Origin of the sequence: Frankia sp. AvcI1 (assembly GCF_001420875.1) — a bacterium.
GTDB classification, from domain to species: domain Bacteria; phylum Actinomycetota; class Actinomycetes; order Frankiales; family Frankiaceae; genus Frankia; species Frankia alni.
The window spans coordinates 80,769-95,242 of the sequence record NZ_LJFZ01000003.1; the positions used below are offsets into that span (position 1 = coordinate 80,769).

At 73.9% G+C, this 14,474-nt stretch carries 4 protein-coding genes and 5 pseudogenes; all 9 read right to left on the reverse strand.

Annotation, left to right across the window (positions count from 1 at the left end; translation table 11 throughout):
- Positions 1-586: 586 nt before the first annotated feature.
- Positions 587-644: pseudogene (locus tag UK94_RS72780) on the reverse strand (universal stress protein); the annotation flags it as partial.
- Position 645: 1 nt separating this feature from the next.
- Positions 646-809: pseudogene (locus UK94_RS39280) on the reverse strand (universal stress protein); the annotation flags it as partial.
- A 1-nt stretch (position 810) separates the two neighbouring features.
- Positions 811-1,015: pseudogene (locus UK94_RS39285) on the reverse strand (universal stress protein); the annotation flags it as partial.
- Between the two features lie 270 nt (positions 1,016-1,285).
- Positions 1,286-2,051, reverse strand: a pseudogene (locus tag UK94_RS39290) (MFS transporter); the annotation flags it as partial.
- Between the two features lies 1 nt (position 2,052).
- Positions 2,053-2,546, reverse strand: a pseudogene (locus UK94_RS39295) (MFS transporter); the annotation flags it as partial.
- A gap of 2,076 nt (positions 2,547-4,622) precedes the next feature.
- Complete coding sequence (locus tag UK94_RS04120; RefSeq protein WP_041938787.1) at positions 4,623-5,303, reverse strand: FHA domain-containing protein; 681 nt, start codon at positions 5,301-5,303, stop codon at positions 4,623-4,625.
- Between the two features lie 3,082 nt (positions 5,304-8,385).
- On the reverse strand, positions 8,386-10,035 hold the full coding sequence (locus tag UK94_RS31800) for a glycoside hydrolase family 3 N-terminal domain-containing protein (protein WP_063845155.1): 1,650 nt from the start codon (positions 10,033-10,035) through the stop codon (positions 8,386-8,388).
- Positions 10,036-10,936: 901 nt separating this feature from the next.
- Entirely contained in the window at positions 10,937-12,595 is a 1,659-nt protein-coding gene (locus UK94_RS04145; protein WP_011602079.1) for a hypothetical protein, read from the reverse strand.
- Positions 12,592-13,410, reverse strand: a complete 819-nt coding sequence (locus UK94_RS04150; protein ID WP_011602080.1) for a hypothetical protein — start codon at positions 13,408-13,410, stop codon at positions 12,592-12,594. Before UK94_RS04150 ends, UK94_RS04145 begins: the two co-directional genes overlap by 4 nt.
- Positions 13,411-14,474: the final 1,064 nt, after the last annotated feature.

Genomic DNA, 14,474 nt, shown 5'->3' on the forward strand with positions numbered 1-14,474 from the left:
ATGCCGACGTGCAGACTCGCCACCCTGAGGTAGCTGCCCGCCGAGGGGTGGCCTGGCGTGGAGTCATCACGGCCGAAGTGGCCGCGAGCTGGCACAGCGGCTGAATCCCGGGCCGCATCGTGATCTCCTCGCCGAGCGCGAAGAAGCCGCCGGCGCCGGCCACCACGTAATCACCGCCGACGGAGAGCAGCGTCACGGTGGCATCGCGGGCACGAACGACGTCCATTGCCCTCGAATTCCGGCGAGGTCGTCGGAACATCGCGAGCACCTCCGTCGGTCATCGTCACTCTCGGAGTTCGACAGATCGCTCCTGTGGTGTGCCGTACGTCTGCGGCGTATCTGAGATCACGAAAAGGTACAGGGGTGCAGCGAACAAGGCGTGCCGTCCCTTCACGCCAGACCCTGAGCGGGGACGTGGAGAGACGCACCACGAGGACNCCCTCGCTCGGGCCCGGACAGCACTTGCGACACAACTCGGTCGCAGTCAGTTTGACCCTGCCTTGGACGCCGCTACCCGCTTTGACAAGCCATACGATCCGGCGCAGGCAACAGTGCGTCCTGGACTGCCTGCACCGACCGGCCCGGATCAGTCGCGCTGGTGGACGACCAGGACCGCGCCGGGGGCGTGGGCGACGACGGAGGTGNCCACGCTGCCGAGCAGGTGGCCGGCCAGCCGGGAGTGCCGATGGGCGCCGAGAACGATGAGGTCCGCCTGGCGCTCGGCGGCGGTGGCGATGATGCCCTTCCAGGTCGGTGCCGCCTGGACGGTCGCGCTCTGGGCGCGGAGTCCGGCGGCGTTCGCGAGGTGANCACCGTGCGCGGCGATCTCGGCCGCGGCCTTCTCGACCTCGGCGGCGCTGTTCGCGTCGAAATGCTGCGAGCCGACCGGGGTGAAGCCGACGTCGGCCGGCTGCCAGGCGCACAGGATGAGCGCCTCGCGTCCGGGCGGAAGCTGCGTCGCGGCGAACTGGATGGCGTGGCCGGCGACGTCACTGCCGTCATAGGCGAACAGCACCGGACCGGGGCGGCCGNCTCGAGCACCGGGCTGCACGGCGTCGGCGTTGGAGTCGGCGTGGGGTGAGGACATGTCAGTCGACGCTTTCCGGGACGGGGAGGGCGATGTCCAGATCATCGAGATGGGGGGTTCGGCGGACTCTGGCCAGCAGCGGGGGAGAGTACCAGGCCGGACGCAGGGCCCCCAGGAACGTGTCGACGTCGGGAGTCTGCGGGCGGGCACCGCTCAGGGCGTAGATTGCCACGCCGATGGCGGCGCCGGCGAGGGCCNGGCCAAGGCCGATCCACAGGGCGATGTTCGTTCCCTCGTTGAGGTCGCCGGTCACCGTGGCCGCGAAATGGGCGAAGATCGGCGCAATCATGAAGGCGGCGACCGCACGTAGCAGTTCGACCAGGGCGAACACGCGCTGAAGGTTGGCGGACGGCAGGGAGAAACCGGCCACGAACAATGCCGGGGCGACCGTGGCGCCGAGGGCGAGCCCGGTCAGTCCCGAAGCGACGAGCGCCAAGGGCTGGCTCGCCGGCATCGCGAACCAGAAGACCAGGATTCCGGCGGCGAGCAGGACCATGCCCACGAGCGGCATGTAGTGCACGGAACGCCGGGTGACGACGAAGCCGAACGTGACCGCGGCAATGACCGCGCCGCCGAGTTCGGGCAGGTAGAGCAGCCCGACGCGCACCGGGCCGTAGGTCTCCGCGAGCACCGAGGCGGTCAGTCCCGTCGCGGACACCGACGCCGCCGCGGCGAACAGCGCGATCACCACGCCCGCGACCGGAATCGAGCTGGTGAGCATCTCCCGGACCATCAGCAGCGGCTGCGTGGCCCGGTACTGGTAGACGACGAGGACGACGATCAGTGCCAGACCGCCGAGCAGCGGTGCGATCACCTCGACGTCCAGGAAGCTGTGGCTGGTCAGTTCGGACGCGCCCAGGAAGGCCGCCAGGCTGCCGACCGCGGACAGCGCGATCGCCGGCAGGTCGCGCGGGGCGTCGGGGTTCGCCGGCGGTGCGTCCTCGAAGGTGAGCACGACCAGCAGNAGCGCCAGCACCGAGACCCCGGTGACGATCCAGAACAGCGGTCGCCAGGCGTTGGCGTCAGCCTGCAGACCACCGATGAACGGGCCGAGTGCGACCGCGCCGAAGATACCCATATTCATGATCATGACGGTGGTGCGCAGCTTCTCGCGCGGGTAGCCGATCGCCAGCGCGGGGGCCGCGGCGATCAGCAGCATGCTGGTGGCCAGGCCCTGCAACAGGTGGCCGATGATGAACATGGCCGCGTCCTGCGCCGCCGCCGTCAGCACCGATCCGACGACGAGCACGACCGCGTAGACGAGCAGCATCCGCCGTTGCGGCAGGTGCAGACCCAGCTGGACGGCGAGCACCGTCCCCAGCGCGTAGGCCGCGTTGCCCAGGCCCGAGCTGATGCTCATCGTCTGCGCGCTCATGTGCAGTTGTTTGGCGACGATCGGCGCCAACGGCTCCAGCGCGGCCGACAGCGCCAGGTAGGGAATAAGCGCGAATATAACCATGGCTGCGGACGCCGCGTATCTGCCAGCAAGAGGACCTTGACNCATCAATACCTTCTGATTTAGGCGTGCGGAATCCGGGGGAAGGATCGGGGCGTGGGACTACGGACTTTCCCTCCGATACCTTTACTCGTTCCCCGCCGGACGAACAGAGGGGCAGACGGACTGTGAGAATCGTTACCATCGGCTAAATACTGGCTTTGNCAGGAATACCGAACGCGCCGCCGGTGTCGCCTCCGGCCCGGGGCTCGGCTTCGGTCCTCGCTCTGGTCGGTCCGGACCTCGGTCCATGTCCCGGCTCTGGCCTTGGCGCTGGATCCGGCTGCCGCGCTGGATCCGGCTCTGACCTCGGCTTCCGTTCGGCCGTGCCGTCGCCTCGGCGGGACGGGAGTCGTACGACTGGGCGGCCGGTGGACGGACTGGGTGCCGTCTGCGTCCGCCGGCGTGGTGTCGGCGGACCGCCGGGTGGTCCCGGCCGACCGGGCCGATGTCGCCCGGAGTGTGGTCCCGCGCGTGACGTACGGCCAGCGGTGATCGAGCGTTACGGCACGTTCACCCAGTGATGGGGAAGGTCGCCCAGGGGTCTTGATGATCTTTAGATCGTCGTCGCCTGGCGGTGAGAATCCGGTCCGGGTAGCACGGCGGGGTTGGACGCCCCTGCGCGCGCCGGCGCGCACCGCCTACTGATGCCGCTGCAGAGCCGGCCACCACGTCCGGCGATCGTCACCGCCTGACCGCCTGACCGCGTGCCGCAGGACGCGCGGTCAGGCGGCTCAGGCATCAGGCGATGTTGCAGTTGGTTCCGGCTGCCGCCGCGGTGTAGACGGCGGGAATGAACACCAGTCCCCCGCCGGCAGGTGCCGGGGCAGGCAGCGCAGGCAGGGGCAGTATGCCCAGGTCGGGAGCCGGGGCGGGAGCGGGAATGATCCCCCGGTTGCCCTGGCGGTCACACTCGTCCGACTCGTAGNGATGAATGATCACATCGATGCCCTGGTCAGTGAGGTAATCTCGCAGTGGCTTCGAGGGACCCAGCGTGTCCTTCTGGCCGGGGAAGAAGTGCCATTCGACGTGGAATCCGTAGGCTGNCACCAGCTTCCCGTCGGCGGTTGCCTGCGGTTCGACCTCCTGTGACTTCGAGACCTTCCCGCTCTTGACCTCGTAGGCGATGCGCTGTGCCGTGTTCGCGAAGTCCAGGATTCGCGCCTCGTTCGCACCGCAGGTCTGGGCGCTGTTGCGGGGCAGCGACGTGTCGACGTGGCACTGCCGGGTGAAAGTGGGGGAGGCGTGCAGCACGGTCGCCCAGAAATAGTCCTCCGCCCAGGTCCCGCGGTTTACCGCAAAGGCCTCGTAGGCGTTCCGGCTCACGTCGGTGACGTCGTGCACCGCTCCCTCGATTGCACCCAGGTAGACCTCGTCGATCTGGAGCCACACATCGGTGCCGGGAGCCCAGAATCCGCTGTAGACGGTGACCGACGTGTTGTCCTCTGAATTGAACTTGACGACAAGATCGATATATCTGCCGCCGGTCGGCCCGAACTGCGTCTCGGCGATCGTGGCTCCCGACTTCGTTCGGACACCGAAGACGCCGGTAGCAAAGTTGTCGGAGGTGCGTACCTTGACGGAGATCGCGTAGGCGTGGTGGCGGTCGACGGAGGCGCTCTGGGTGATGGCGTTCCAGTCCTTGCTGGCGGCCCGGATCCAGGCGTTGTTGTCGCCGGCTGCGGAAAATCCCTTACCGCGGTCAATACCCTTGCTGTCCGGCCCTTCGGACCCCCAGGGCCTGGATACGGATCCGCTGTGCTGGCTTTCGAACCCACCGTCCTTCAACAGCTGCTTCGATGCCGCCGAAGCGGCGGGGACGGCGACGAATGTCGCGGACAGTAGAAATCCGAGGACGGCGACCAGGATGACGGCCGGGCGTGCCCTCGGTAGTTTTTGGAACAATCTTCCCTCCGTAGTAATCTCGCTGCGAACAGTAGTGGATTTGACAGAATGCCGACATCCTGGTCGCGAACGGCTAACCCGGCGCGATCGGGGGCAGACCACGACCCGGCCGGTGTGTCGCCGACGCCGGTGCGGTCATGACGCTGTCCGACGGGCGCTGCCGTACCGCACGGTCGCCGCGGTCGCGGAACCCAGGCGCAGCTGGGCGCCGTCCGGCAGGTTCGACCAGGTCGTGCCGAGCCGCCGGCCGTCGACGAAGGTGCCGTTGGCGGTCGGGTTCTCCTCTCGTCCCTGGGCGGTACCGTCCGCCGCCACCCGGATCAGGACGTGCCGGCGCGAGACGTAGACCCGGCCGTGCAGCACCCGGCCGCTGTCGTGGGTGCCGTGCCGACCGATCACGGCGGTCTCCCCGGCCGGGATGACGACCGTGCCCCGGTCGAACCGCAGCTCGACGCCGCCGGGACCGCCACCCCCACCGGCCGCACGGCGCAGATCGGAGGCGCAGAACGGGCAGACCAGCTCGCCGGGCCGGATCGGCGAGCGTTGGCAGGTCGGACAGGCTGCCTGCGGCCCTGGCTCGGCCGACGTCGCGACCTCGAGTCGAGTTGCCGGGGGAGCGTCGGCCGCCGGGGGGCCGCCGGATCCCGGCGAAGCGTCGGGCGGTCCGGGACTGTCCGCCGGCGGTGGGTCGTCGCGGATCCGGGACTGGTCGGTGAGAACCGTGCCGCACCCGCCGCACACCACGGCCGTCCGCGACACGGGCGACCGGCAGACCACGCAGACCCAGCCGGGGGTGCTCACGGCCGCGGCCGCCACGACACGTCGGCCAGCTCGACGCCGCGGCGGGCCAGCGCCTGCTCGATGCGGTTCAGGTCACCGGGGGCGGGGACGCCGATCAGCCACCAGCGTCCGTCGTCCAGCCCGACCTGTAACGGACGCGCGGCGCCGGCGCCTTCGCCGACGGCGCCGAAGCGCTCGCGGCCCAGCGGGGTGNGGATCTCCAGTCGCTGGTTGGCGGAGCCGCGCCACGCCCCGCCGGGAGCGCGCCGGGCAACATACGGGCCGGTGACGACGACGTCGCACCACTGCATCGCCGCCGCCCGGCGTGGGCTGCGGCGCAGCGCGGCGGTGGTGTAGCCGGAGTAGACCAGCACATCGACCGCGGGCAGCTGCGCCCGCAGTCCGCGCAGCAGCGCGNCGAGCGGCTCCGGCTGCTGGAACGGTTCGCCGCCGGAGATGGTCACGCCGGTCAGCCCGGGCCGCTCGCACAGCCACGCGAGCAGCTCCGCGATCGGCGTCGTGCTGCCGCCGGCGGGATCCCAGGTGTCCAGGGACATGCAGCCGGGGCAGCCGATGGTGCAGCCCTGCACCCACAGGCCGGCGCGGATGCCCGGCCCGAGCGACGTCACCGGGAAGTGCCGCCGGCTCATCCGCAGCGTCGCCCCCGACGGGCCGAGCCCCGGCTCCGCGCCGGACACTCCGGGGCCGGACGGTCCAGGGCCGGACGGTTCAGGGTCGGACGGCGCAGGGCTGGGCGGTTCAGGACTGATCACGGTGGCGCACCTTCACCAGGCCGGCACGGAGGGGGNCGCCGCCCTGGGATCCCGTCGGGCCGGCGTCCGGTTGCGGCGGGGGCCCGGACCGGCGCAGGGTCAGCGTGCGCCGGCCCGAGCTGCCGCCGAGCTCGGTGACCTCGACGACGGTGCCCCGCGGGAACCCCTCCCGGAACAGCGCGTGGGCCAGGGGGTTGACGAACGCCGACTCCAGGAACGACCCGATGCCCCGCCCGCCATAGGCCAGCACCGTGTCCGAGGTCGCCTCCCGCACGAGCGCGGCGCGCACCGCGGCGGACGGCCGCACGTCGACGGCGTGCTGCTGGCGCACGCGCGCCAGCACCCGGGCCAGCTGTTGCTCGAAGATCCGCGCCCCGGTCGGCTCGTCGATGAAGCCGAACACGACGATGTTGTCGCCGAGGCGGTTGAGCAGTTCCGGACGTCGCAGCGTCTCGACGAAGTGCCGGCGGATCTCCGCCTCGACCCGCCGCTCCAGCTCCGCGCGGTCGGTCTGCGGGGTCAACGGCGGCCCGTCGGACGCCTGCATCCCGAGATTCGAGGTGAAGACGATGATGCTCTCGCTGAAATGGACGGTTGACCCCGTGCCGTCCGTCAGTCTGCCGTCATCGAGAACCTGGAGGAACTTGTCCAGGATGCGGGGAGCGGCCTTCTCGATCTCGTCGAACAGCAGCAGGCTGAAGGGGCTCTGGCGTACCGCGTTCGTCAGCTCGCCGCCGGCGTCGTAGCCGACGTAGCCGGGNGGCGCGCCGGTCAGCCGGTCGGCGGAGTGCTCGGCGGCGAACTCGCTCATGTCGAAGCGGATGTAGGCGTCCGCCTCGCCGAAGACGAGCTGGCTGATGGCCTTGGCGAGCTCCGTCTTGCCGACGCCGGTCGGCCCGGCGAGGAACAGCACCCCCCGCGGGCGCACGACACTACTCGCCTGCGCCCCGGACAGGCCCATCACCGACCGGACGAGGATGTCCACCGCCCGTCCGACGGCCTGCTGCTGCCCGAGCACCGCGGCGTTGAGGGTTTCCTCGGCGTCGCGCAGCCGGCCGCGCAGCTCGTGCTGGCCCCACGGGTTCTCCCGGACACCGAGGCGGTAGCTGCGCGCCGCCGCCTCCATCGAGGACACCTCGGGGATGCCGGAGCGGCTCAGCTCGACGATCGCCGGCAGGCTGTTCAGCGGCAGCCCCTGAACGCTGTCGGCGAAGCGCCGGGCCAGCGCCGCACGCTGCTCACCGGTGAGCCCGGCCGACTCCGGTAGCAGCGGCAGCAGCGCGGTGGTGGCCGTCAGCCGGTCGTCGAGCTGCGGGACCGGCACCGCGATGCGGCGCAGCGGAACCGACGGCGACATGAACGACGCAGGNAGCTCCTGTTCGTTGTGNACCAACCAGATCAGCGGGTTNTACCGGGCCCGCTCGTCCGGCCAGACGAAACGCATCGCCTGGTGCGCGAGCTTCTCGGCGGCGGTGAAGAACGCCTGCTCGTTCTCCATCAGGTTCGCGGGATTCGTCACCAGCCGGCCGGCGTAGTCGATGATGAGCGCGACCGGGGTGTCGACGATGCCGGGCGGACGGATGTCCGGCCCGTCCTGCGCCGCGGCGCCCTCGGCGCCCTCGGCGCGGTCGGGATCCGGGCCGTGGACGACGTGGCGCATCCGGTCCGCGAGGGCGGCCAGGTCGAGTTCGCGCTGCGGGGCGCGGATGCCGTACCGGGCGCGCAGCACCTCCTGCTGGGCGCGCAGCCGCTCCTCCCGCTCGGGCCGCGGCATGGCCCGTGGCAGGTGCAGGCGCAGCCCNTCCACCGGGTCGGCGACCAGGACGTGGTGGTAGCCGCTGGCGTCGAGGGTGTACCAGAGTCGGTCGAGCAGCGACAGGAACTGCATCGGCCCCCGCGGCGGTGTCCACAGATGCTGGTCCCGGACATTGCCGTGCAGGACGAACTGCGGGTGCGTGAACACCGAGGACTGCAGGTCGCGCAGCCAGCCGGGGACCCGTGGCCCGTCGACGTCCGTCCCGGCGTTCCTCGGTTCGGCCGCCTCGGCGCGTTCGCTCATGTGCCTTGCAGCGTGCTCGCCGCGTGGGTGTGACACGCGCGTACCTCCTGCCCGTACGACCCGGCCGGCCGGGTCGTGTCCGTCAGTGCTTCAAGGGACGGCCGGTGCGTCCCGGGGATGTCCGGTGCTTCCGAGGGGAGGCCGGTGGGCTCCCAGGGATGACCGGTGGGGTCACAGGGACGGCTGCGCGTCCGGGAATGGAACCGGCGCAGACAGACCGGATCCGGGGTCGGAGGAGGGGCGCTCGATGGCGAGCGAGCACGATGCGCCGCGGCCGGCACGCCGGTCACCTGGTCGGGACCGGGGTTGGCGTCGGCGCTGGTGCTGGTGCCGGCGTCGGCGCTGCGGCCGGGCAGTCGAGCAGGCCCTGCCGCTGCTTGCTTGCGAGGACGGCCGTCGCGGCGTCCGCCAACCGGCGGGCGAACACCGGCGAGCGGTGGGCTTCGGCGGCGAGCGCCGCAGTCATCGGTGCGGCGTCCGCGCCGCGGACGGACAGCACGAGGTCGCCCCCGGCGGCGACGAACCGGACGGCCCGTTCGCCCACCGGCACCGACTGCACCGCGACGGCCGAGCCGAGGTCGTCCGACACGATGACGCCGCGGAACCCGAGCTGGTCGTGCAGCAGCCCGGTGACGACCGGCGCGGAGAACGCCGCGGGCGTGGCCGGATCCAGCTTCGGGTAGCGGGCCAGCGAGACCATCACCGCGGCCGTTCCGGTGGACACCGCGACCCGGAACGGCTCCAGGTTCGGGTCGGTCGTGGTCGCCGCATCGTCGACGGCGGCGGCCGACGTGTCGGTGTTCTGATGCACCCGGCCGAGGCCGGGGAAGTGCTTGGCCGTGGCGAGCAGGCCGCTGTCCTGCATCGCCGGGACGACGACGCCGATGTCGCCCGCGACCGCGCTCGCGGCGGTGCCGAAGTTGCGGCCGTAGGCGCCGATCGGCGGGTTGGACCGCGCGGTGCCGGCGGCGACGGTGTCGGCGACCGGGGCGAGGTCCAGGGTCACCCCGGCGCCGGCGAGGACGCCGGCCCAGGCGGCGGTGCGCGAGCGCAGGGTCGCCGCGTCCCACCGGCCCTGCTCGACGGCGCTCGGGATCGTCCCGAAGCCGGGGCCCTGCAGCGTCTGGACCTGCCCGCCCTCCTGGTCGACGGCGATGTGCGCGCCGACGCCGACGTCGCGGCGCGCCGCGTCCTGCACAGCCCGCAGGTCGTCGCGCAGGCCGGCGGCCGACTGGGTCGAACGGCCGGCGAGGAACACCCCGCCGAGGCGCGACTGGCGGATGAGCGCGATGGCGGAGCGCACGTTGGTGACCGGGACGCCGATCATCATCACCTGGCCGGCCTGCTGCTCGATGCTCATCGCGGCGGCCCGGGCCGGGGCGCAGGACGCCGTCGGGCCCGGTCTCGCCCCGGACGCGGCGAACCGGTCGGCGACCGTCGCCGCCGGCGCGGTCGGGCCCGGGCGGCCGCCGGTCCCGTCGCTCGCGCTGCTCCCGCCGGACTCGCCGGACAGGGCACCCAGGGCGTCGAGGTCGGCGTCGAGGCCGGTGGGGAGGCCGGCGGGGAGACCGGAGCCGGACGGGTCCGGCGCGAGGGTCGGCCTGGTCGCCGTGGCCCGGGTGGCATCGCCGTCGCCGGGCGAGCCGTGTGCCCTGGCGACCACGACGACGAGGCCGAGCACCGTCGCGAGCAGCGCCGGCAGCAGCAGCCGGAACGGCACCACCTCGCCCAGCCCGTACAGCCAGTCCGGGATCGGCAGGTACCACCGCCGATGCCGGATCCCGGGCGCGCTGGCGCGCCGGCTCAGTCCGAACACCGCGACCTCCACCTCGCTGGCGACCTCCACCTCGCTGGCGACCTCCACCTCGCTGGCGACCTCCCCCTCGCTGGCGCCCTCCCCCTCGCGGGCGACCGCCACCTCGCTGGCGACCGCCACTTCGCGGGCGACCTCGGACGCGCGGATGCACCCCCTGAGCCCAAGGGAGTTGATCGTGAAGGACGTGACGACGAAGGAGGCACAGCGTGACCGAGGGCAAGCCGTATCCCGGGTACCCCGCCGGGCCGAGGCCGCAGCTCGCGCCGGGTGTCGCGGCGCTCCTCGCCGCGGCCCTGTTCCTGCTGGTCGTCGGCGGTGGCTACCTCGTGGCCCGGACGACCGGCGTGATCGGCGGCGGCTCCGGCCGGACCGCCACGCCGAGCGCGGCGCCCGTCGCCGCGGTGCCGTCCGGGGCATCCGGCTCCGGTGGTCGGGGTGGGTCGTCCGCCGTCCCCGCCCTGCCCGGCTTCGCCACCCCGGCCCCGCTCACCCGGACCCCCGTCCCCCCGGCCACCAGCACGCCGGACGAGATCGCCCTGCTTTCCGAGACGCGGGCCGACGCGGTGCTCACCCAGCAGGCGGCGCTGGACCGGCCCCGGGTGGAGGCACTGCGCGGCTGGTGGGTTCCGCAGGTCTCCAGCAAGTGCGTCGGCCTGCAGGTCGACATCGAGCCGGACTGGACCCCGGACGGCACCCCCGACGTCCCGAGNGTGACCGAGGCTCAGATCGCGGCCTTCCACGTCGCGCTGCAGCAGCGCTACCGCACGCTGACGACGAGGCAGACCACGCTCGGCATCGACGGCGACTTCGCCACGAAGGGCCCGTGCAGNGGCCGGATGGTGTGGATCAGCATCGTGCCGCAGGGCTTCAGCAGCGCGGCGGGAGCCAACCAGTGGTGCACCGACAGGAACATCCCGCTCGTGGAGTGTGATGCGCGGCTGGTGGCACCGGGTGGCGACAGCTACCAGGTGCCCCGCGGCTGACCCGGCCCGGCCAGCCGCGGACGGCCGCCCCGGCAGGGTCACGAGCCGGGCAGCCGGCGCCGCAGCGGCTGCGGCGCCTCGTTGCGCCGGCGCCGCTGCGCGCGGCGGCGGGCCGCGGCCTGCTCGCTGGTCTCCGTGCCCCGGGTCTGCTCGGCGTCGACGGGCAGTTCGGCGCCCGGCGCCCGGCGCGTCTCCTCCTCGTGCTCGACGCCGACGACGGCAAGGCGTTCGGCGACCCGGTCCACCTCGTCCGCCGCCGCCGCGCACGCCACGCTGTCCGCCGCCAGGACGGACGGCTGCCGCCCGCCCGGCGACCCGATCTCGCCGGGAACGACGGTCTCGCCGGGAACGACGGCCTCGCCGGCCACCACCGTGCGCACCGTCGTCCAGGCCAGCGTCGCCTGGTGCGGCCGGCCGTCCCGGCGCAGGGCCATCCGCAGCTCGTGCTGGCCGCCGAGCTCGGCGCGGACCTCGACCGTCCCGTCCTCGGCCGTGACGACCTCCAGATGCTCGGGGTCGTCCGCGAGTTCGCGGATCGCCTCCCGCAGCGCCTGCGCCTGATGGCGCCGGGCGACCTCGGCGAGCATCGCGTCGACGGCGGCGATCGCCCGGCCGCGCAGCGGACCGTCCAGCGCCCGGCGGCCGGCCAGCACCGCCAGCAGCTCCGTGCGCACCTCGGCGCCGGCCGAGTCGACGGCGCTGGCCCCCGGACCGTCCGGCAGCAGCGGCTGGATGAGCACCGCGGCGTCGGCGGCTGCCGCCTGACGCCGCCGGACCGCGTCCCACACGTCCTGCGCGGTGGCGTGCAGCCCGGCCAGGCGGGCGTCGACATCACCGGGCAGCCGCCCCCGCGCAACGGCCGCCGCGGCAGGGGCGGCCGCGGCGGGGTTGGCTGCGGCGTCGAGCGCTCGGCGCAGTGCACGGTCGGCGGCGGAGGCGGCGTCGGCCAGGGCCGCCCGCTCGTCCACCGAGGCGAACGCGATGCGCGCGTCGGTCAGGACGGAGCGCATCTCGGCCTGGACCGAGGCTGCGAAGTCCGGCACCCCGGCGGGGGCCGCCGGGGGAACTCCGGCGCCGCCGGCACCGCCGGTGGCGCCCCTGCCGCCGGCCGGCTGGGGGAGCAGCCGCACCCGGCTGCCGCCTGTCACGGTCCCGCCTGTCACGGTCCCGGCCGCCACGGTTCCGGCCGTCGAGGGGGCGGCCAGGGGGCTCACGGCGGGGGCGTGCAGCCGGGACAGCAGCGCCGCGCCGCGACGGCGGGCGAGCTCTCCTTCCAGGTCGGCCAGACGCCGGTCCAGCTCACCGCAGCGGCCGAGCACCGCGTCGGGCTGGTCGCTGCGGCCGAGGGCGACCAGCGCCAGGTCGACCGGGATACCCTCGGCCACCGCCGCGGCGGTGAGCTGGCCGATGCGCGCGTTGCGTTCGGCGACGGCGTGCACCGTCGACTCCCAGCGGCGGGCATCGGCGACGGCGGCCTCGCAGGCCGCCGCGGTTCGCGCCGCCCGGTCGGCGCCGAACCGCAGGCTCTGCGCGACGGCCCAGCTCATCCCCGCGCCGGCGGCACCGGCGACGGCGACTCCGGCGGCGACGACCACCACCGTGCCGGCCGCCGCCACCGCCGCGGTCTGCGCGGCGCCGAGCGCCGCGTGCGCCGATATCGTTGGGGCGACGCTGACAACGCCGATTCCAGCACTCATGATCCTTCTCCTGTGGACCGTCGGACGGTGGATTGCGTGCCGCCGGGGCGCGGGCCGCCGGAGGGGACGCTGCCGGTCGGGATGCCGCCGGTTGGGATGCCGCCGGTTGCGATCCGGACGACGCGGGGCCGCATCCGGCCGGGCTGGTCGCCCTGGGCGTTGCGCCGACGCTCGCGGTAGTCGCGGGACCAGTCCGCGCGCCGGACGGCGACCCCGCGGGTGGCGACGACGAGCTCGACCGCCTGCCACAGCGGCGGCACCGCGACGACCAGGACGATCACCACGGCCAGCGCCGCCAGCATCGCCAGCCCCGCGAGGACACGCGGACCCGTGTCCATGTCCTGCAGCCGGCGGGAGGCGTTCGCCCGCCGCACCTGCTGGGCGCGGGCCCGGGCGGCCCCGGCATCGCCGCCGGAGCCCGGCCGCCGGTAGTCGCCGGCGAGTTCCGCGGCCAACCCCAGCTCCCGGTAGACGTGGACCGCGAGCACCCCGGCCGCGACCGTGGCGAACAGCAGGAACCACGGCAGTGACCAGGGTCCGCCGCCGCGGGCGGCGCCGGCCCACAGATGCAGGCCGAGCAGGACGAACGCGCCGAGTGCCCACGGCACCATCCGCCCCGCCGCACGCCGGCGCGCCGCGGGACCGCCGGCCTGTCGCCGCGCGTCCTGGCGCTCCCACTGCTCGCGGCGCGCCCGAGCCGCCGCCGCGTCGCGTTCGTACTGGTCCCGGGCGGCGTCGGCGGCCAGTCCGGCGGTGAGTGCGTGCAGCAGCGCGGCCGCCAGGTCCACCGCGCGGCGCAGCTCACCCCCGGACACCGGACTCACCTCCGGTGGCGGTTCCGCGCACGCGGACCCGCGACGACGTCCCGGTGGCGCGCACCCGGCGCTGCGGGCCGGTGGATGCGGCCGGCGAGGCGGAACCACCGGGCGGCATCACCCCCACCGCCCGCATCAGACCTGACCATGCGCGCGGCGCCCACGGGCCGAAGCGGGCGGTCTCGGCACCCAGCACGTCGGACAGCTCCGCGGCGGCGGCCGTCGGGTCGGCGGCAAGCCACAGCCCGGTCGCGTTCGCCCATTCGGGCAGCCAGGTCGGCAGCGGCCAGCCGGAGGGCGCCGGGGCCAGGTCGTGGGCCCGGCGGGGCAGCGTGCGGGCGGCGAGGTCCCAGCCCTCGGCCACCGCCGCGAGCCGCCGCCGCGCGGCGGCGACCGCGGGCCCGGGATCGACGACCCGCCCGTCCGCCGCGGTGAGGACGGGCTGCGCCAGCAGCGGCAGGACGCGCTCCCGGCGCAGCTGGTCGACGAGCTGGCGTTCCTGGCCCTGCCGACCCCTGGCGATCATCCCGCGGGCGTCGTAGGCGATCGACCGCAGGGACTCCGGAGTGATCGCGATGCCGCGGAAGCTCGGCGGTGCCGCCGGGTCCAACCAGCGCACCAGGTGCAGCAGCCGCACGTCCGCGGAGATGCCGGTCCGGCGCAGGCGATGGTCGAGCAGCTCCGCGAGGTCCTCGTCGCTCCAGCCGGCGGCGGTCCGCGGCCGCACCGCGCGCAGCCACTCGACCAGCTGGCGCCAGCCCTCGCCGCTGTCGTGGCCGCCGTCCACCGGCAGGAAGCGGCGCCGGGCCGTCGCCCAGGTGACCGGATCGGCGCTGATCGCGGCGGCGAGGCCGGCCGGCTCCTGGAAGCGGCGGGCGCGCAGGCTCAGCGTGACCTGCTCGGCGTCCGCGGGACCGGCCGCGGGCGTCCCGCCGGCCAGCCACCGCGAGATCTCCTCGTGGCCCCAACGGTCGGCCTGGTCGCGGGTGAGCAGGCCCTGGCAGAGCAGCCGGACGCGGTCGTCGACCACCATGGACACGTCGACGCCGCTGCCCGCGAGCTGC